The organism is Acinetobacter sp. neg1, assembly GCF_000788125.1.
Lineage (GTDB): Bacteria > Pseudomonadota > Gammaproteobacteria > Pseudomonadales > Moraxellaceae > Acinetobacter > Acinetobacter vivianii.
Genome location: NZ_JSZD01000006.1, coordinates 817,816 through 838,844, shown reverse-complemented (window position 1 = coordinate 838,844; position 21,029 = coordinate 817,816). Strand labels below are relative to the sequence as shown.

The following is a 21,029-nucleotide window of genomic DNA, read 5'->3' as shown; positions in this document are numbered from 1 at the left end:
AAAATGGCTAAATTGACATTGTGGAAAGCATTGGAACAATATCATATTGTTATTCCTACAATTCAGCGTGATTACGCGCAGGGTCGAAAGAATGATCCAAAGATTACTCAAATCCGTAAAGCATTTTTGCAAGCCTTAGTACAAAGTTTGACTGAAAATCAAGAGCTTGAACTTGATTTTGTCTATGGGGCTTTAAATCAAAAAACACTTGAATTGTTAGATGGGCAACAACGTCTAACGACTTTGTTCCTTTTACATTGTTATCTTGTGAATAAAAATAAAGCAAATATAAATGAAATTGATTTAATCAAAGAACAATTACAGAAATTCAGTTATCAAACGCGTACAAGTTCTAAGCTGTTCATTTCTCAATTGGTTGAGAAGTTAGTCGAAATGGAATGGATCGGTAAGCCTTCCGTGGCGATTGAAAACGAAGCGTGGTTTTTAGCAGTATGGCGTAAAGATCCAACCATTATTTCAATCTTAACGATGTTAGATGAGTTGGATTCATTACTAGGGTCAAAGACGGCGGATGAGCTTGAGAAATTATGGGTGAGTTTGAGTAGTCATTCAGTTCTGAATTTTTATCTGCTACCAATGAATGAGTTTTCATTAACCGATGAGCTATATATCAAAATGAATGCCAGGGGGGTTCAACTAACAGAATTTGAAAATTTTAAAGCATGGCTCCAGGGTTTTCTTGAAAATAAAATAGATACAAGCAAAGCAAATGCTTTTTTTCAGAGTATTGACTCAGAATGGACTGATTTAATCTGGACTGCTAGTAATAATAAAGATTGGAATAAGTCTTTTGATGTGAGTTTTATTCACTTATTTAAAATTTGTCTGTTATGTGAGTACAGAGCATATTTATCCAAAAATCAAAAATCTGATTACACGGATGAAAAAGATAGTGATAGTTTAGTGAGCCGTTTGAGACTGAATTTATTTATTTCGCAAATTGAATATATAGATCTATTCTCAAATGATGTTAGCAATACGATTGATCACATAACAGCGCTTTTAGATTTTGCTATTGTAAAGCAACAAAGCCAAAACAATATTCTTGAAATCTTAAGTAAAGATAAGCCTTCCTATGAAGAGCAAGCAAACTTAGCAACTACTTATTATTTTACTAAGTATATTCAAAATATTGATCAATTTGAGGATTGGAACAGAATTAGTGGGTGGTTAGTAAAAAATGCTAAGGGTTACTATAACTCTGAAAAATTGATGCTCTCAGTACTCGAAGCGCTAGAACAATTAGCAATCTATATTGGTCATGAAAACGTTCTACAAAAAATTAGCACTTTGCACCAACAGCAAGACATCATAGAATTTTGTAGTAAAACTGCTTTTGAAAAATCACATATTGAACATGAGATTGAAAAAGCCCAACTCATACTTCAAGATCAAGCTTGGAAAGAATTGTTAAATAAATACGAAAAGCATAATTATTTCCACGGTCGCGTTGATTTCTTACTTGATTATGCAAAGGCAGATGGTGACATCATTTGTATGAATAAGTTTGCTTATTATGCTGAAATTGCGGAAAAGTTATTTACAAAAGCCTTTATCGAAGACAAGGAATATCGATTACATCGATCATTGTTAAGTTTAGGAAACTATTTTGTAAAATACGGGAGAAATTTAAGTTTTTGTTCAGATTCGTATAATTCTTATCGTGATAGGGCTGAAAATTGGAGGGCTGTATTTGATAAAAATAGAGTGTCTGAAGAAAATAAAGAGCCACAACTTAAAATATTATTTGATTTGTTAGATGATGATGTAAGTTTTGCGAAACTTGAAATTATTAGAAATCAAAAGTTGGCTCAAATCTATGATTGGAGAAGATATTTTATTCTTGATAACAGAATATTTAGCTATTGCTCATATGCTCTCATTAGAAAGGAAAGCAATGATCTTATTTATCTTTTAAAAACATCGGTGCTTAGAGGCAAACACGCTGAACTAAGAAGTTATGTTTTATATTTCACCTTGCTGTCACCAGAATACGGTTTAGCAAAAACAGATCTTGATTATTTATCTGTTTCCAACAGAGAGACAATGCCAAGTTTAAGGGTTAAAAATAAGCTTCGAATCACGTTTAAGAACGGTGAGTTTATCAATGAAATCATTGAGCAAAATTTAGAAGATGTTGATGTTTTTAGACCAGTAACAAGTGAAGAAATGTACGAGTTTAAATATATCATCAAAGCACAACAGCAAGTAGTAGATGAAATTAAACATCCAGAAAGAGAAGAGGTTGCCTAATGGTCAGTTTAACCAATGAACGTGCTTTAGAAATGGCAATTGAAAAGGCACTAACTGGAACATGCCTTGAGAATGTCAAAGCAGGTTTAACAGACATTGCTCTACCTCATCATGGTTTTGTGTCAGGTTCACCTTCAAGTTTTGACATGTTGTATGCACTAGATACCCAATATTTTTGGCAGTTTCTAGAGCAAACGCAAGCTGAAGAATTGGCAAAGATTCAAAAATTTAACCCACACGATTGGCAAAGAAAAATCTATGAACGCTTTGATCGAATGATTTGTAAGCATGGGGTAGTTCATTTGCTTAAAAAAGGTCTCGCCGTAGATCAAGCGCATTTTCAGTTGATGTACCCAGCACCGTTAGCAAGTAGTTCTCAGAAGATCAAAGATCGATTCAAGCAGAATATTTTCAGTGTGACTCGCCAATTACGCTATTCAAAAGCTAACCCACTGCAAGAAATTGATATGGTGGTGTTTGTTAACGGTATTCCAATCATTACCTTTGAATTAAAGAATGAATGGACAGGGCAAAATGCTCGTCATCATGGGCAGAAGCAATATAAACAAGATCGAGATATTACTCAGCCATTACTCAACTTTGCACGTTGTATCGTGCATATGGCTGTAGATACTGATGAAGTCTATATGACTACGAAGCTAGCAGGTACGAATACTTTCTTCTTGCCATTTAATAAAGGACATAATGCAGGAGCAGGGAACCCACCAAATCCAGAAGGTCATAAAACTGCATATTTATGGGAAGAACTGCTTTCTAAAGATAGTCTAGCTAATATCATTCAGCACTTCGTACGACTAGATGGCGATGAGAAAACCTTATTAGATAAAAGGACTCTCTATTTCCCGCGCTATCATCAGCTCAGCGTAGTACGACGTCTTATTCATGATGTTTCTGCACATGGCGTAGGGCAGACATATCTCATTCAGCATTCTGCAGGTTCAGGTAAGTCAAATTCGATTACATGGGCGGCATTTCAGTTGATTGAAGCCTACCCAGAAGAAGAAGACATTGCAGGAAGCCGAGGACTAGAACATCCATTATTTGATTCAGTGATTGTGGTGACGGATCGCCGTATTCTTGATAAACAGCTTAAAGAGAACATCAAGGAGTTTTCTGAGGTTAAAAATATTATGACGCATGCTCATAAGTCCTCAGAATTGAAATCTGCTTTAGAAAATGGCAAAAAAATTATTATTACTACAATCCAAAAATTCCCGTTCATTATTGATGGAATTGCAGACTTAAGTGATAAGCGTTTTGCTGTGATCATTGATGAGGCACATAGTTCTCAATCAGGTGTTGCACATGACAAAATGAATGAAGTTATGGGCAAGGCTAACGAAGACGTTGATGGTGTCGATGTTCAAGACAAAATTCTAAGTGCGATGTTGGCACGTAAGATGAAAGGCAATGCATCCTATTTTGCCTTTACTGCAACACCAAAGAATACGACTTTAGAAAAGTTTGGTGAAAAGCAAGCTGATGGTTCTTTTAAACCTTTTGATCTGTATTCGATGAAACAGGCGATTGAAGAAGGATTTATTCTAGATGTCTTGTCGAACTATACGACCTACAAGAGCTTCTATGAAATTGAAAAATCGATTTTAGCTAATCCGTTATTTGATACGAAAAAAGCGCAGAAAACATTAAGAAGTTATGTAGAGAAAACACAGCAGACGATCGATATCAAAGCTGAAGTGATGCTTGATCATTTCATCCAGCATGTTGTAAATACCAAGAAGTTAAAAGGTAAAGCAAAAGGGATGATTGTGACTCAAAATATTGAGTCTGCGATCCGATATTATAAAGCGATTGACCAACTCTTAGAGCAAGCAGGTTATCCATTTAAAGCAATCGTTGCATTCTCTGGAGAGAAGAAAGTCGATGGGATTGAATATACGGAAGCCATTCTCAACGATTTCTCTGATAATGACACCAAAGATATGTTCGATTGCAGCTATATTGGTGAGAAAAAGCCTGCTGGGGTGAATGAAGATCAATATCGGTTATTGATTGTTGCCAATAAATATCTAACTGGTTTCGATCAACCGAAGCTTTGCACGATGTATGTTGATAAAAAACTGGCTGACGTGCTGTGTGTTCAAGCACTCTCTCGGTTAAATCGTTCAGCACCTAAATTAGGTAAGCGAACTGAAGATTTATTTGTGCTAGATTTCTTCAATGAAATAGAAGATATCAAACAATCATTTGATCGTTTCTATACTTCGACTACATTATCACAAGCCACTGATATCAATGTACTCAACGAACTAAAAAGTGAGTTAGATGGTGTTGGGGTATATGAGGTATCGGAAGTGGAAGAATTTGCCACAAAATACTTTGATTCAGTAGATGCAGAAAAACTGAGTCCGATTATTGATATCGCCGTTGCACGTTTTGACTTAGAATTGACTGCTGGGGACAAAGCAGATTTCAAAATCAAAGCAAAGCAGTTTGTGAAGATTTATGGTCAGATGGCATCAATTTTACCATATGAAGTTCCAGCTTGGGAAAAGTTGTATTGGTTCTTAAAATTTTTGATTCCGAAACTTAAAATCGAAGACCCTGAAGCAGATGCATTGGATGAGTTATTAAACTCAGTGGATTTAAATTCATATGGATTACAACGTAAAAAACTCAATGAACAGATTGAATTAGATGCCGAAGAAACGGTTCTAGATCCGACAAATCCTAATCCACGTGGGGCTCATGGCGGTGAAACGGAAGAAGACCCATTAGATGAAATTATTAAAACATTTAATGAACGTTGGTTTGGTAGTTGGGCCGCAACTCCTGAAGAGCAAAAAGTGAAGTTTGTGAATATATTAAAACAAATCAAGGAACATTCTGATTTTGAGAGCAAGTACTTAAATAACCCTGATCCACATACCAAAGATTTAGCCTTTGATAAGATCATGAATGAAGTCATGTTGCGTCAAAGAAAGGTTGATATGGATATGTATAAGCAATATTCAAAAGATACTGCTTTTAGAATGTCATGGAAATATAGCCTGCAACAGGGTGTTATGCGATAAGGACAATATATGTGGAGTTGGATACAAGGGGAGTTTTATACATTCCTGATGGTTATGGATCGTTATCCAAAGGTTTGGGTACTTCCTTGTATCTTTTTCTTATTTTGTATTGGTGTTATTGTGTGGCTCAATTATCAACTAGGTCATTATTTTGAGACACGTAGTGTGACGCAGATGACACCTTTTCTGGATCAATTCATTGTGAATTTTTATGCTAAAATTCGCGGGAAAATAGTGAATCGGTATTTGATACTGGGTACATTTGTGTTGTTTGCTATTGGATATCTGAAATATCGTAAAAAGATTTATTTCTAGATCAGAGAAATCTAGCCAAAGATTGTAAGCGTACTCTTGCGTATCAAAAATTTTGGTTGGGTAAAAGATGGATCAAAACTGAATAAAAAAATCTCAATAAAATTTTGTCTTAATTTACCATTTAGTGTGAGTTAAACTGCCACCATCTCAGAAAATATTGTAGCAGATGATAGAAATATTATAACTACATATAATACAGATAGTAATATAGCTTCTTCACTATTCATACAAACTGACTCCTAGAGGGGAAATATGGGCACAACGTCATACTCAAGTATGGTTACAGCCATTAAAAAATTAAAAGTTGGCATGAGTAAAGACTTAGTAAATTTAGAGCCATTGAGAATTAAACAGGATGGAAGTCTTAGTTGTTACTATATTCCATTTGATTATATTACGAAGAATGCAAAGGTTGTATTGGTTGGTATAACTCCAGGAAAGACTCAATTATTTAATGCTTTGTGTTCGGTTCAGAACTCTTTGGAAAAAGGTTTGAGTGAAGAAGAAGTACTTAGAGTTGCTAAGAATGTAGGTGCGTTTAGTGGAACACTACGCAACAATTTGATCAAGTTATTAGATTATATTGGCTTACATGAAAAGCTGGGCATCTCAAGTACTGCAGGTCTTTTTGATAAAGATGCACATTTGGTGCATACAACTTCTGTATTAAAGTACCCCGTATTTATTAATGGTAAAGACTATAGTGGATCAACACCTAATATGCTTAAACACCCATTATTAAATGAAATGATTGATGCTTATTTAATGGAAGAAATTCGCCAATTGCCGAAAGCAATTTATATTCCTCTTGGTCCTAAAGTTAGCCAAGTTTTTGAATATTTAATTCAACAGGGATCATTAGAAGATCACCAAGTTTTATTTGGATTGCCACATCCCTCAGGTGCCAATGCAGAAAGAATTGCGTATTTCTTAGGAAATAAAGCTCGAGAATCCCTAAGTGTTAAAACAAATCCAGATTTGCTTGATCAAGCTAAAGTAAAAATTTTAGAAAAGTTATCGTTAAACTTTAATTAGTTTTTACAAAATATATTTTCTTCCTATTAGATAGAATGAAGAAGATATATGTAGAGTGATTTATTTGATATAATTTTCTAATTGTTATTTATAAAAATATTATGGGGTTTGTAGTGAGTTTTTTAGCTATTGCAGAGTTTTTACAGGGTTTTTATGTCATTCCAATAGCAATGGCAATTTTCGTTTCTGTAGTGATGTTTTTCTTTGTTAAAGAATACTGGACTCCGGCCAAACGCTTAGCTAAAGAGCTTGATGATATTATTAAAAATGTCGATGAAGGAGTGAATTTTCAAGAAAGTAAAAATTCACTAAACAGTCTTTTGTCAGCGAATCCTACTCTTAAACATGCGTGGGAAAATTATAAAAACTCTTTACATGATATTAGAGAAGAAGTTGATGGTGAGTTTCAGATAATTTCATCGAGGTCAACGGTCTCAAGTGACATGTTTTTTTCTCAAATAGCAATTATTGATACACCACTAAAAGTTGATTTTTATAAACATATTCCAGGAATTATTACTGGTGTAGGTATTATTGCAACATTTTTAGGTCTTTTATTCGGTTTACTCGCATTTGATCCTGCTGGCGATCCTGCGAAGGTACAAAGTAGTCTTGCTCTACTGTTAGGTGGGGTAGGTGAAGCATTCATGGCTTCTGGATTAGCAATTTTGATAGCTATGCTCATTACATGGAAAGAGAAGTTTTGGTTAAGAGAGTGCTATGAGAAATTGGAACAGCTAACGACTGTCATAGATTTAAAGTTTGAACCTGATGAAACAAGTGAGGAATACTTATCTCAATTACTAAAATCATCACAAGCAAATGAAACTAATGCTCGTCAATTAAAAGATAGCCTAGTTAATGATTTAAAAACTATGATGACTAATCTAATTGATGAAAATAAGAAAAATCAACTAGCGTTTACTGCTCAATTAACGGAAAGTTATAGCAAGACAAGTAAAGAGATGGCAGATCAGATAGGTCAATCTATTTCGGATCATTTACAAGCCCCATTAGAAAAAATTGCTTCCAGTGTCCAGCAGGTGAGTGGTGATCAAAGCTCTGCCGTTCAGGAATTAATGACAGATGTGCTTACAGCTTTCATGACAAAGTTAGAATCCACATTCGGTTCTCAAATGACTGGTATGAGTGAAATGATGACTCGATCGGTATCTGCCATGAAAGAAATGCAACTAGGTTTTACTCAGTTACTTACAGATATGAAAGTAAATAGTGAAAGTAGTACAAAAAATTTAGAAACTCAGATGAACAAAATGATTGAAGATATTCAGTCAAAACAAAATGCAATGGCTGAGCAAATGAATTCAATGGTAGATCATTTAACGAAAGGGGCTGAAAAAATTGGCGAACAAGGTCAACATGCAATAGATCAATTAAATGGTAAGGTTTCAGAACTTATTGAGCATATGGGCGGAACAATGGCCAATGTGATGGCTGATATTGCTAAACAACGTATACAACAAGATCAAGTCATTGCAGATAATCAGCAAAAACTACATGACCAGTCATCAACTTTAATTAATGATTTGGGCTCAGAGATCAAAGAATTAATTGTACATAGTCAAAATGCTGTTGATGCATATAAAGATAATATTCAAAAACTGACACATGTGACTACTGAAAGTATTACAGGGATGAACAGTGGTGCAGAAAAAATGCGTCTCGCTTCAGAACAATTTAATAGTGCAGGAACTTCATTGATTAGCGTTACGGATAAGACGTCACAGCTTATCTCAGAAGTAACAGCTACTTCTACTCATTTAACTAGTGCAAGCAATAATCTTCTTTCTTTATTAAGTGATTATAAGAACTCACAGGATGCTGTTAATAAAGCAATAGGGGCTCTTGAAGGTCTAATTCAACAAGCGCAATCTGAAGCTGGCATGAGTACGAAAATGCTAGATGATATGAGTCAAATGACAACCGCATTAAATCAAGTGAAAAAAGAGATACAGGACTATCTTGAACAAGTTAGTGGTGTACTATTTAAAAGTTTTGAAAGTTTTGGGGCTTCTGTCGAAACAAGTCTTAATCATTCACTAGGGATTTATGATAATACACTTGATCAAGCTGTTAAGCGCCTTTCGAGTGGAGTTGAAGGATTAGGTAGCTTCGTCGAGGAGCTAGAGGATCTCGTTAGACAGAAGAAAAGCTAAATTTGGAGTATATGAAGTATGTTGGGTAATCGGTACTCTAAAAAGGCACGACATAAAGAGGAAGCTGAAAAACCATTCTGGATTTCATTTGCAGATTTAATGACAGCTCTAATGACTCTTTTTCTCGTGGTTATGGCTGTATCGCTGATGATTGTGACGAAAAAAATTAATGAAGCTACTCAAGCTGAGGATCAACGAAGTGCAGAAATTTTAAATATTTGCCAGAGTATTAAGCATAGTGCGAAGTTGAAAGACGCAGGAATTGAAGTTGATTGCAAAAATAATCGAATAAATTTTGGCGAGGCTGGACGTTTTTCACATAATGATTATCGGTTAAATGAAGTTGGTCAAAATCGACTCAATACAATTGTGCCGATTATTCTTGAAGAGGCGAATAACCCACAAGGTGAAAAGTGGTTTAAGCAAATTGTAATTGAAGGCTTTACAGATACAGATGGTTCGTATTTATATAACTTAAATCTGAGCTTACGTCGTTCGGAGTGGGTTATGTGCAGTTTACTTGATCCCAAATTTAGTTCAGGACTATCTTTAACTGAACAACAAAAAAATCAAGTGAAACAACTATTTCTTGCTGGTGGTGTGTCTTTTAATTCAGCTAAAGATAGTAAAGAAGCTTCACGTCGAGTAGAGCTAAGAATGCAATTTTATGGCTTAAAAGAGAAGGAGTCCTCTGAACCTCAACCTCATTTTGTTTCAGCTCCTATTGAAACATGCCAATTAGCGAGGTAATGAGTGTGAGTATTGAAAATTTAAAACTACGCTTAGAACAAAAGCTCAGCGATTCTTATAATGAACAATATATACATTCAAAATTTCTAAAACCTCAGCGACTAATTAGAACACTTCACATTCTTGAACAAAAGTTTGATGATTTGGAGAATGCGATTCCTTTAGATGAAAAAATTTTTAGAACAATTTCTAAATTAGAGCATTCAGGTTTTGAGCAATTTACACGCAGAGATTGGAAAAATTTAGCTTGGGCTTTAAGCAAGATTGTACCTGATACAAATGAAAAACTACTTTTTAGTGAAATAGGTAAAAGGATTATTCATCATTTTCAACAAGCGGAAATTAATCTTATAGGATTGGTGTATTTTCCGTTATTATATAGCTATTTTGCTCTAGAAGACAATGATATAAAAGAAAAGCCAGCAATTTGGGTTCAGTTAAGAGAAATACTGAAAACACACAGATCAAGCGTTTATAAGGGTTTAAAGCGACCAAAAAAATGGATGAATACACTTGTAGATTATTCCGAACTCTTATCAGAATCACCTACTAAAGCATTTGTAAATAGATTTATACATGATCAAGATGCAACTGGGATTCAAAGTGATCTAGAAAGTTTAAAAATAGCCGCTAATAGCTGGTTTTGGGATGATTTAATTAAAAACTCTATTCAAGCTGTCAAAGTAATGGGTGAAGATGAGTATTTAAGAGTTATTCCTCGCTTCTTAAAATTAGCTGAACATAATATTTTGTATACCACTAACATTCTTGTAGCTTTATTAGAGAGATATGCCAGAACTGCAAAAAGAGGAGCAGTGCATGAAGATTTAAAGCATTTAGCTTTAAATCAGTGGGGAAATCCACAATATGATTCTTCTGCTGGCTGGAATAATGTAAATATAGATACAAAAAAAATGGTCATTCAATGGTTTGTACGAGCTGACCTAGAAGCTTTTTTTAAATTATTTAGTTCCTCAGCAGATGTAAATCGTTTCGATTATTGGATCAAATTTATCGATCAGATTTCATTTTCTCAAATTTTCTTAGGGCCAAGTGCATTACAATCAGTACAACCACAGCATAAAAAATTTCGTGATTTAAATAGAGGACGTTTGAAGGATTTAGTAGATTCAACTTCATCTAACAACGCTTTTATGTTAAAAATTGGTAACTTATATATTATCGATTTTTCTGATACTGGAAATGCTTGTTTTATATCTCCGAAATTACCATATAAAGATAATAAACGACGTGTCTCTATTTTTGAGTTAAGAGCAGATCATATTGAACGTTTGATTCATACTAATGGTTGGCAAAAAAGATTTGATGAGAGCTTAGCAAAAAGAGGGATTTTTGCTAAATCTTTAGAAAAATCTTCCCGTACTTCGACTTATAGATAATTATGTAAGAGTATTTTATGAAATTAGCATTTTGGAAAAGAAAGAAAAATACTGATGTTGTAAAAGATGATGAGTTGAAACATATTTCAAAGCTCTTCAGTTATAACGAGCTTGGTATTACTTTTTCAAGCTCACAAAATGCTAAAACAGATGCAGATTTCTATTGGCAAAGTCTTGAAGAAGAGGAGTTAGCTTATCTGGTAGATGGGCACTACGTACTTCCTTGGGAAGAGCTCTTTCAAATTCTACAGGATGAAGAGCATAAAAATGTTATTAGTTTGCTTAACCTGCCAAAACAAACTTCTTTCCGGCCAGTGATTAAAAGCGAAGGTGGTTTAAGTGATTCGAATTTTAAAATTATTCTAGACGGCTGGTTAAATGAAAATAATGTTAAGATTAGAAATATTCTTCAGCGTAAAGGGAGTATTTTAATAATAGATGGAGTAGAGTATCTATTAAATGAACAGAGTTTTAGGCTTATTGAACAATTAAAAGAGTTTTCAAGATTAGAAAATAAAGATAAAGAGTTAAATCAGAAATATTGGGCTAAGATTCGAAATTTAGCACACAAAGCGAATGCAAATTTAGATGAATTTTTAAGAAAGACGGTAGTTCTTGCACCTGAGAAATTACAATTAAATCTTCGTAAAAATTTAATAAGCCAAGAATCTGTTGTTGAGATTCAACCTACATTTGATGAAGCTCCATCTAAATGGTTAAATACATTTGATCAATATAATCATGTTCAGGATCAATACAGTATCAGTCTACCCGATGGTGGTATTGCACACGTTGTAATTCCTTCTACAGTAAAGCAAGTACTGACTGAAATAAAAAAAATGCCAAGTAGACGTGTTTCGGGCGAAAGAGCTCAGGCATTTTTACATAATCCATTTGCTCAATTAGGTGATGATGCTGTTGATGTTATTTCACCTGAAAGTTTTGAAACTTCAAAGCAGGAAGCAGAAATTTATACTTATACATTACAATTAGAAAAAAAATATGATGAGTTAAAGCATTACATATCAGCAAAATTAGAGCTTTATGAAAACTCTGAAAGAGAACAGAATCCTATTCTATTGGAGCTACATAATTTAGATCAGACTTTATATTTTATTGAAGCTTATGAGAAAAAATCTCCATTTTTTTTGTGGGCTGGATATGAAATAGAACGAAATAATTATTTAGATCATCAAATTCAAGATTTAAAAAATGATCTAAATGTAATAAAGCAATATGAAGATGAGCTTCAAACAAAACAAGTGCTAGATTTATCTAATTACAGTGACCGTGTAATTGGTATTGGAGAAGCAGAAAAACTTAACTCTGAATTTATTAAAAGAGATAGTGGTGAATCAGAATGGTTACCACAACATTTAATGGATTTGGAGCAGCAGTTGCAAGATAAAAATATAGAGCAAAATATAGAGCAACTAGAAAAAAGTATTAGACACGCAGAAAAAAATAATTTAAATGAAATTATAGTACCAAATACGGATACAAAATTATCTCTCGAGCATGCTCGGACTCTATTAAATCAACTACGTACATCAAAAAGTAAAGATCAAGATGAAAGGTTGGAAGAACAGGAAACTACACAACCTAAGAAAAAAAAGGATACCTTGTTAATTGCGAACAATATTGATGAGGCTGAATTTACAAAACAACGATCCAATCTATTAATTTTTGATGAACATAATTCTCCATCAGCAAGGTTGCCGACAAGTTTTAGAAACACTGAATTTAGTTTAAAGCGGCATCAAGCATATGGAGTAGCATGGTTACAGAATTTACATAAGTATGCGCCAGAACAGGTAAGTGGATGTTTATTAGCAGATGACATGGGGTTAGGTAAAACACTTCAATTATTATGTTTTATTAGTGAATATCTAGAAAATGCTGAAGCTAAGAAACCCGTATTGGTAGTCGCTCCAGTTTCATTATTAGAAAATTGGGAAGCTGAAGCTAGTCGATTTTTTAGTAATAGATTTCCAAAAATATTAAGTTTATACGGTGATAAATTAAAGGAAAGAAAAATTCCTAAACATCTAATTTCAGCACAGCTTAGAGAAAATCATGGTATTACAAATCTTTTAGAGGAAGATTGGCGTGGTGAAGCAGATATTGTTCTAACAACATATGAGACAATGCGTGACCTTGAGTTCTCTTTGGCAAGAGAAGACTGGAGCATTATGATATGTGATGAAGCACAAAAAATTAAAGTGCCAACAGCTATGGTAACGAAAGCGGCTAAAGCTCAGAAGGCAGATTTTAAAATAGCATGTACGGGTACTCCCGTTGAAAATTCTTTAACTGATCTTTGGTGTCTCTTTGATTTTATACAAGAAAACTTGTTAGGCCCACTTAATGAGTTTGGAAAAGTATATCGCAAACCTATAGAAAACGTAGATGGAACTGATGAAACGGCACTTATAAAACTGCGTGAAATCATTGCTCCTCAAGTCCTAAGAAGAATGAAACATGATGTCGCAGATTTACCTGCTAAAGTTGAGATCAATAGCTGTAAAGATATCCCAATTAGTATATTGCAGAGACAATTGTATATTGATGTAGTCAACCGATTCAAAAAGTTGACTGCTGAAGGTAATCAGGGAGCAATGTTAAGTTCTTTACATAGTATGAGGATGATATGTGCTCATCCTTTACACTTTTACCCAACTGCAGGTTTAAAAGATTCTCCAAAAGTAGATTGGTTGTTTAAAACATTAGAATCAATAAAACAAAAAAATGAAAAAGTAATAATATTTACTGAATTTAGAGATATACAAGTTTTTCTAAAGAGAATTCTAATGGAGCGCTTTGGATTAAATATTACAACGGTAAATGGTGATTCTAATACCAGTAGCAAGAAAGGGTTAACCAGACAAAACTTAATTGATAAATTTCAAGAAAAGTCTGGGTTTAATATTATTATTCTATCCACTACCGCTGTAGGATTTGGTGTAAATATACAACGTGCTAATCATGTGATCCATTATACACGTAGTTGGAATCCAGCAAAGGAAGATCAAGCGACAGATCGTGCATATCGTATTGGTCAAGATAAAGAAGTATTTGTTTACTATCCTACTATATCTGCTGCTAAAGACTTTGATACTTTTGAGGTGAAGTTAGATAGACTTTTAGAAAGTAAGAGAGAGCTTGCAGATGATATGCTTAAACCGAAAACAGATGTTGGTAAAGAGTTAATGCAATTAATAGATTAAATTACGAAGATTAATTTTATTTATTAGAAATTTTTAATAGTAAATTTTAATTATAATAGTCAAATAGCAGAGTTAATGATTATTAGCTTTAGTAAGAAAACGATAGTGATACTGCCAGAATTTACTACCAGATGGGCGGACTTCTATATAGAGTCCTGAATGATCATCCACGCGGTCTGATTCTTCACGTGGTTTTAATCTTTTTTTTAGATCGTTTAGCATATGTTTTGAGTAGTGCTATTTTTGAAAGTACTTACTCACAAAAATTGGTAATTGCATGTATCACATTGTTATTGAAAGTTATAATAAAAATATTTTTAAATCAATTGGATAGATTGCAATATAATATGTGTTTAGAGAAAGTCAGATCGCTAATTGGCATGATGTATTCCATCCATTTGGTCATGTGTTTGTACTTAATTCCGCTTTGTACTTCATTTTCTGCCCTTTGACTTCAATGTTTTCACCAGAGCGAAAAGTAGTTCTCTAGCTTTCGGGGAAATCTCTTTTCTCTGTAGTAAATTTATTATGAAAAAATTTAACCAGTCAAGAAATATACAAAAGAGTAATGGGTCAAAATGGGATAAATTGCAACCCTTATAATAATTAAAGTTAAATAAAACAGTATGTTATTTATCTGACTCTACTGCTATCATCACCAACAAATTTTTGTTATAAAAAGCATTACTTAAAAAAGCAGTTGGCACAAAATTTGGCACAAGTTATAAAATCTATAAGATTCTATTAGATTTTAATTATTTGATAAATAATGAATTAAACCTAGATAGAATCTATTAAAAAGTTATTTACAGAGTTCGAATCTCACCGCTTCCGCCAAATATCTAAATAAGCCCTTGTTATTACAAGGGCTTATTTTTTGTCTGCAAAAATCCTTCAATGTGATTCTTTTCAAATATCTCATAGCCTTGGCATAACAAAAAAATGAGTTCCAGTTCGTGTTCAAATCGATGTTCAGAGATATGTTTAATCCTGAAGATGTGCTGTTACAACATGTATAAATTGCTAGATTCTCCCATAAGATTGTTTCAGTATAGATCAAGGCATTCGACTTTACAGGACAATGATCATGGCAATAAGAAACCGCCGCTTTTTAAAATATCTTTCTGTTTTGGGTTTTGTAGCAAGCTCTGTCATTACAAGTGTGACGTTCGCCAGTTCGGAGCAGGCTTGGAAAAAGCATGATCAGGATATCAAATCGGCTTGTATAAAAGTCAGCCAGCTTAAAAATGCCAAGCCAGCGAGTAATGTTATGTTGTTTGATGATCGCGTTGGATATTCTGCACTTTTGATCCAAGGTCAATATCCGCAAGCGCACATGAAAAATAAAACGGGCCAAGAGCTTTGTTTGTGGAATAAGACCACCAAGAAAGCCTATTTATCAGAAGCAGATATGAAATTACGTTGATGTGGTTATCAAATACCTAGTGCTCTAAAAATAATAGGTTGATGTCTTTTAGTAAAATAAAGTCATGCAATTTTAAGACTTTTAATCAACAGTTTATTTCTTTAATTTGAGTGTCACCGCTTCCGCTAACTGTCTAGCTAAATATTTGTTATTACATGGGATTGTTTTTATCTGAAATTTGTACTTCAACTTAACCCACATAAAAACTTGGATTGAATTACATGGGATAGGACTAGTAAAGAATAAAGAGGAAAAAGTTAATGGTCAGTTTGAAATTCTACTCTCAACCTGAAGTCACTTATCCATGAGATTGAGCTCGTGTCCGTTTATAGAAAAGCGGTTTGATATGCTTTAAATCATAGTCGGAATGATTCAGTAGCTTATATGAACCTTAAGGAAGATTCTGTTTCACTTTAGACGACTCGCGATGGCGATAGTCTCACATTATTTTTATGAGTAAGACTAAATCCTAAATCTAATGAAGATATTAACAATTGCTCACATTGCGCGGGCTGTGTTAAATTGCCATCGTTTCAATATTGAAAAGCCTATTTTGAGAGTTGCTCTAGTCTTTGCCTTCATGGCAATGTTCCTGCAATCCGTTGTATTTATACAACCACTTTTACCAGAACAATATCGTATTGCACTGGTCTGTGTCACCATTTCTGATGCTTTTTCCAATACCATAAGTGCTACTCAACAACATAGTTCCCATCATTTATCTGATCACTCTCATCAGCACCATATGATGAAGAAAGATCAAAAAGTTCAGACTGTTCAAAGCACCCACCAGCATGAAGCTGGACATGAATGTCCATACTGTATGGTTTTTGCTAATTTAACTACAGGTCTGGACTTTAATCTTGATCAGGTACTTGACCGCCTTTTTGTGCGGATGTTGGCATTTGAATATCATTTTCAGCATATTTATTTTGCTTTACAGCGTTTATATCTACTTCCACAGGGTAGAGCGCCTCCTTTATTTGCCTAAATTCCAAAGTTTTTATATTTATGGACATTCCTGCAATGTCTTAGCGGAAATTTATGCTTTAAAGGAATTGAAATGTCTCAATTCAAGTTAAACCCATTCTTAAATGGGAGCAGTTTTATTGTCTCAAATTATGTCGTACCACAGATAAAATTTATAAATGCTAGCTTTGCTTATCGTTTGAGTATTACGTTATTCGCTTATGGAATATCTGGTTCAACTACATTTGCCGCAGATGATTTACAACAAGCCCCTCAATTTTCAACAAACATTGTTGCAGCAGAAAATGAGTTGAGCGTAAATTCTAAAGTAGAGTTGTTACCCACCATAACGGTTACGGCTGAGAAACAGGATGAGAGGCATACTTCCTCGCAGGCGATTACACAATTTAATCATGACTTATTAGAAGTACCTTTTACCAAGTCTCATGTGTCGGGAGAGGATATTCAAAACCATAATGTTCAACGTATTAGTGATGCCTTGGCATTTGTAAATGGCGTGGTCTACCAAGACAGTTACGGTGGTGGTTTTTGGGATAATTATTCATTTCGAGGATTTAGTACTGACCCAAATATGGGAACGATCTATATGCGTAATGGTTTAAGTTCGGTGAGTGGGATCCATACTCCACAAGACATGATAAGTATTCAAGCAATTGATTTCTTAAAAGGGCCAATGGCAGCGATGTATGGGCAGGGCGCAATTGGCGGTATTATGAATATCACCACTAAACAACCTGAATGGCAGTCTAAAAGTACTTTAAGTTTAAGTGGCAGTACTTTAGATGAATATAGGTTCGCGCTTGATACAACCAATGCAATCAGTGATGATCTTGCCTATCGACTAGGGGCTGCTTATGAAAATAATAAGAGTTTTAGAGATCATGTAGATAACCAGCACTATTATCTTGCACCACAATTGGCTTGGAAAATTTCAGAACAAACTCAGTTGAATCTTGATACGGAGTTTGCTGAATACCAAGGTGTTTTTGATCGTGGTATTCCAATGGTTGATGGCAAGGTTGCGGTAAATAAAAAAACGTTCTTGGGAGAACCAAGTGATGGTGATATTAAAATTAAAGATCAGATGTACCAGTTACGTTTGAATCATGAGTTTGAAGATAATTGGAATAATACGACTGCAATTACCTACAATCATGGGCAGCGTGAAGGTACATCAACTGAGATTGGTTCAATTGCAGAAGATGGCAGAACCGCAAATCGTTTCCGACGAGCTCGTCAATTTGAGACGGAAACAACACATTTTCAGTCAATTTTACGAGGTAAGTTTAGTACTGGCTCGCTTCAACATGAATTGGTAACCAATGTAGAAGCTGGGCATTATACCATTGATCAGACTCAGCTTCGGAATGCTGTCGGCACTAACAGCCCAATAGATATTTATGATCCGATTTATGGTGAAAATCTTTTGCCTTTGACCCGAATCACTAAAGACACTACGGAAACTCAGGATATGCTGGGACTGAACATTCAGGATCAGATTTCCTTGAATGATCAGTGGAATATATTATTGGGAGGTCGTTTTAATCGTTTAGAGCAGCGAATTGAAAACCATCAAACAGGAAAATCATCTCAACAGCTATTTATGCCATTTACACCAAGAGCTGCTATTAATTTTAAAGCGACAGAAAAGCTGTCTTTTTATAGTAACTGGGGGAAGGGCTTTGAACTAAACACTGGGTTGAATAAGGATAATGACCTCTATGAACCTGAAAAGACAACAAGCTGGGAAGTTGGAACAAAATATCAATTTCAACCGCAGAGTTGGTTTGGATTAACTTTTTTTGATTTAGATAAGCGTCATTTACTCACGGAAGGTATTACAGATAGTTATGTTGATAATGGTCATGTGCAAAGCAAAGGCGTTGAGCTTGAACTACAACATCAATTTAATGATAACCTGCGGGTGAATGCAAATTATACCTATACGGATGCTTCTGTCATTGCAAGTGAAGTAGATGAAACTGGATCCCGACTTAAAAATATTCCTAAACATACAGCAAATCTTAGTGCTGATTATCAAATGAATGTTTTTGGACGTAAGGCTGGATTAGTTGGAAACATTAACTATTACGGACAACGTAGCGCGAACTATATTGATAATGGAACAACTTTACCTGAATTTACGGTAGTGAATATTGGTGGCTATTTACAGATCCGCCCTGATCTGCGAGCCCAACTCAATATAGATAATCTTTTCGATAAGGATTATTACGTTGCGAGCTATACAAATTTCTGGGTACAGCCTGGCGAACCATTGAAAGCGACCTTGCGCTTTGATTGGTCTTTCTGATTTTTATGCGAAATTAAACAGATTAAGTTGAACAGTGATGAAGAAAAGATTATTGAGCTCTTTCATTTTCGCCAGTGTAATGATGGGCTGTGGTCAGCATGATCAGGCGGTGAAGGATGAGAAAGCAAATTCGGAAGTTAAAAGAAATTTTGATGCCCAACTGCAAAAATGGGTTGGGCATTATGAAGGCGCACTTCCATGTGCTGGATGTTCGGCATTTTGTGAAGGCTGTGACGGTATGAATGTAGATTTAAAAATTTATGCAGATCAGACTTTTCGGTTAGAGCGGACAAGTAATAGTGATCATAATAAACATGAGCTGTATGCCGGAAATTTTAGTTTCTTAGATAATGGGAAAGTAAAAATCCAATTACAAAGTGTGAAAGAGCGAAATCAGCTAATTTTAGGTCATGGTTATGTTGAAGTTTTAGAGACTAAGACGGGATTACCTTATCAGCTATTTGAAGATTTCCAACTGGATAAAATTGCCTAATAGAGTTGCTAGGCACTATTTTTAGTGCCTAGCCAACCAATTATAACAATCTGCATTGATACTGTTTAAGCATGATGAAAGCAATAGCCACGGCTATGCTGATTGCTAAGGTTGGCAAACAAATTAGAAGAATAACCAGAGACAGAAGAAGAAAAAGTCTCTGTTTTATGTTGCCGGCTCCCCAAAGTTGTAAGCTCTGATTTACGAAATTGGAGGTTGTCTGTTTTAAATTAAATGTACGGCTCCACAGCCAGAAAGCCAAAAGAATCAGAAAGCATAGAGCAAGTGCATAGATCATTAAGATCAATTGATTGACCCAACCAAATAAAACACCAATATGCGCATCAACACCCCAGCGTGTGAGTTTTGCCGCGATTGGAAAATCTTTAAAGTGTAAATGATCAATAACCTTATTATTTCTAAGATCAATAGCGATACTATCTGCTTCTGTAGGCCAACGACGACGTATTTCAGAAACTGTCCATGCTGTATTTATCGTTGTCGGTGGTTTTATTTGAAGTTCAGCACTGCGAATACCATTTTGTCTGGCAACCTGTAGCACTTGATCAAAATCTTCTGCTTTTATAAGTGGCTGATGGTTCATTTGACCCATATCGCTATGATGATGTGCATGACTATCAATCGAATGCGTACCCGAAAGAGAGCTAACGAGAGCTGGTGTTTGCCAATTCAAGGCTTGGCGAAGTATGCGGATATTTTCTCCTGTCCATTTAGACCAAGTTAGTCCTGTAATCGCAACAATGAGTAATAATGGGAGCAAGACTATTCCAATTGTGCTATGCCATTTTAAAACTTTATTGCGGATGGTCTTGCTCTGATTAAAATGTTTTCTAAGCATATACCAATGATAAAGTCCTGACAGACTGAGAATGGCTAACCAACTTGCTGCAAGCTCACTATAGAGTCTTCCAATGTCACCCAGTAGTAAATTGCTGTGGAGTTGATCGATTAGCGTTCTTAAAGGAAGTACACCGCTCGTACCATAAACAGGTAGTTGCCCCATAACTTCTAATGTATATGGATTCACAAAAACTGCTTGGTTATTTAGTTTATTTTCTGGATCAGCATAAATAACCCGAGTGGTTTGATCCGATGTAGGTGCTGGACGTAGCTCAGTAATTCTTGCTGATTCTGCCATTACAGATTGAGCTGCAAGAACTTGCAGACTCAGTTGTTGTTGAGGGCGATTTTCACTGTGTACATACAACTGCTCCTTATAAATATATTGCTCTAATTGCGGACTGCTGACATACAGAAAACCCGTAAATGCGGCAATAAAAATAAATGGCGCAACAAATATCCCTGCATATATATGGATTAAGCGGAATAGATTTCGCCAATAAGAAGGTTGTTGGGGCATGGCAATCAGAAGTTAATGATGAGCGATTGGGGGGATGAAATTATAACTGTTTAAACCCTATAGCACGACAAGGTAATGTTAATGCGTATTATAAGGTTGGCGGTTATATTCGATGCTGACAATATGTTTACACTTTCATAAGTTTAATGGTTAAGGCTGTATCAGCTTAGCTAGCCTTAACGCATTCATTCAAA

At 34.9% G+C, this 21,029-nt stretch carries 12 protein-coding genes and 1 pseudogene; 11 read left to right on the top strand and 2 right to left on the bottom strand.

What is annotated here, in order from left to right:
• The first annotated feature begins 3 nt into the window (after positions 1-3).
• The 7 genes from PJ15_RS04840 (at position 4) to PJ15_RS04805 (ending at position 14,234) form a co-directional block, all read left to right on the top strand.
• Entirely contained in the window at positions 4-2,274 is a 2,271-nt protein-coding gene (locus PJ15_RS04840; RefSeq protein WP_047428563.1) for a DUF262 domain-containing protein, read from the top strand.
• A complete protein-coding gene (locus PJ15_RS04835) occupies positions 2,274-5,330 on the top strand; it encodes a type I restriction endonuclease subunit R (protein ID WP_047428560.1) in 3,057 nt (1,018 codons plus the stop codon). The genes PJ15_RS04840 and PJ15_RS04835 overlap by 1 nt, the downstream gene beginning before the upstream one ends.
• Before the next feature lie 567 nt (positions 5,331-5,897).
• A complete protein-coding gene (locus tag PJ15_RS18800; protein ID WP_047428553.1) occupies positions 5,898-6,680 on the top strand; it encodes a uracil-DNA glycosylase family protein in 783 nt (260 codons plus the stop codon).
• A gap of 101 nt (positions 6,681-6,781) precedes the next feature.
• On the top strand, positions 6,782-8,857 hold the full coding sequence (gene zorA / locus PJ15_RS04820) for an anti-phage ZorAB system protein ZorA (RefSeq protein ID WP_047428549.1): 2,076 nt from the start codon (positions 6,782-6,784) through the stop codon (positions 8,855-8,857).
• An 18-nt stretch (positions 8,858-8,875) separates the two neighbouring features.
• Complete coding sequence (zorB1, locus tag PJ15_RS04815) at positions 8,876-9,607, top strand: type I Zorya anti-phage system protein ZorB1 (RefSeq protein WP_047428547.1); 732 nt, start codon at positions 8,876-8,878, stop codon at positions 9,605-9,607.
• The gene (locus PJ15_RS04810; RefSeq protein ID WP_227610491.1) at positions 9,607-11,007 is read left to right on the top strand and encodes an EH signature domain-containing protein; all 1,401 of its coding nucleotides are present in this window, start codon (positions 9,607-9,609) and stop codon (positions 11,005-11,007) included. The genes zorB1 and PJ15_RS04810 overlap by 1 nt, the downstream gene beginning before the upstream one ends.
• Positions 11,008-11,024: 17 nt before the next feature.
• Positions 11,025-14,234: a DEAD/DEAH box helicase gene (locus PJ15_RS04805; RefSeq protein ID WP_047428544.1), complete on the top strand. Its 3,210-nt coding sequence runs from the start codon at positions 11,025-11,027 to the stop codon at positions 14,232-14,234.
• Between the two features lie 84 nt (positions 14,235-14,318).
• On the opposite strand, the pseudogene PJ15_RS18795 reads toward PJ15_RS04805, so the two are convergent.
• Positions 14,319-14,456 (bottom strand): annotated as a pseudogene (locus PJ15_RS18795) (Arm DNA-binding domain-containing protein); the annotation flags it as partial.
• 865 nt (positions 14,457-15,321) lie between these two features.
• On the opposite strand from PJ15_RS18795, the gene PJ15_RS04800 reads away from it, so the two are divergent.
• The 4 genes from PJ15_RS04800 to PJ15_RS04785 all read left to right on the top strand — a co-directional run bounded on the left by PJ15_RS04800 (position 15,322) and on the right by PJ15_RS04785 (position 19,454).
• Positions 15,322-15,660 carry a hypothetical protein gene (locus PJ15_RS04800; RefSeq protein WP_047428541.1) on the top strand — a complete coding sequence of 113 codons (339 nt, stop codon included), beginning with the start codon at positions 15,322-15,324 and terminating at the stop codon, positions 15,658-15,660.
• A gap of 580 nt (positions 15,661-16,240) precedes the next feature.
• Entirely contained in the window at positions 16,241-16,651 is a 411-nt protein-coding gene (locus PJ15_RS04795) for a DUF2946 family protein (RefSeq protein ID WP_052138571.1), read from the top strand.
• 72 nt (positions 16,652-16,723) lie between these two features.
• Positions 16,724-18,961: a TonB-dependent receptor gene (locus PJ15_RS04790; RefSeq protein WP_047428538.1), complete on the top strand. Its 2,238-nt coding sequence runs from the start codon at positions 16,724-16,726 to the stop codon at positions 18,959-18,961.
• A gap of 37 nt (positions 18,962-18,998) precedes the next feature.
• Positions 18,999-19,454: a copper resistance protein NlpE N-terminal domain-containing protein gene (locus tag PJ15_RS04785; RefSeq protein WP_005258400.1), complete on the top strand. Its 456-nt coding sequence runs from the start codon at positions 18,999-19,001 to the stop codon at positions 19,452-19,454.
• Between the two features lie 40 nt (positions 19,455-19,494).
• Here the strand turns inward: PJ15_RS04785 and PJ15_RS04780 are convergent, their stop codons facing one another.
• Positions 19,495-20,835 (bottom strand): PepSY-associated TM helix domain-containing protein, encoded by a 1,341-nt coding sequence (locus PJ15_RS04780; RefSeq protein WP_047428535.1) that lies wholly within the window; start codon positions 20,833-20,835, stop codon positions 19,495-19,497.
• Positions 20,836-21,029: the final 194 nt, after the last annotated feature.

Coding starts and splice junctions, on each gene's coding strand:
- PJ15_RS04810 (WP_227610491.1), top strand. CDS start 9,607: ATGAGTGTGAGTATTGAAAATTTAAAACTACGCTTAGAACAAAAGCTC.
- PJ15_RS04790 (WP_047428538.1), top strand. CDS start 16,724: ATGTCTCAATTCAAGTTAAACCCATTCTTAAATGGGAGCAGTTTTATT.
- PJ15_RS04795 (WP_052138571.1), top strand. CDS start 16,241: ATGGCAATGTTCCTGCAATCCGTTGTATTTATACAACCACTTTTACCA.
- PJ15_RS04835 (WP_047428560.1), top strand. CDS start 2,274: ATGGTCAGTTTAACCAATGAACGTGCTTTAGAAATGGCAATTGAAAAG.
- zorA (WP_047428549.1), top strand. CDS start 6,782: ATGGGGTTTGTAGTGAGTTTTTTAGCTATTGCAGAGTTTTTACAGGGT.
- PJ15_RS04780 (WP_047428535.1), bottom strand. CDS start 20,835: ATGCCCCAACAACCTTCTTATTGGCGAAATCTATTCCGCTTAATCCAT.
- PJ15_RS04800 (WP_047428541.1), top strand. CDS start 15,322: ATGGCAATAAGAAACCGCCGCTTTTTAAAATATCTTTCTGTTTTGGGT.
- PJ15_RS18800 (WP_047428553.1), top strand. CDS start 5,898: ATGGGCACAACGTCATACTCAAGTATGGTTACAGCCATTAAAAAATTA.
- PJ15_RS04805 (WP_047428544.1), top strand. CDS start 11,025: ATGAAATTAGCATTTTGGAAAAGAAAGAAAAATACTGATGTTGTAAAA.
- PJ15_RS04785 (WP_005258400.1), top strand. CDS start 18,999: ATGAAGAAAAGATTATTGAGCTCTTTCATTTTCGCCAGTGTAATGATG.
- zorB1 (WP_047428547.1), top strand. CDS start 8,876: ATGTTGGGTAATCGGTACTCTAAAAAGGCACGACATAAAGAGGAAGCT.
- PJ15_RS04840 (WP_047428563.1), top strand. CDS start 4: ATGGCTAAATTGACATTGTGGAAAGCATTGGAACAATATCATATTGTT.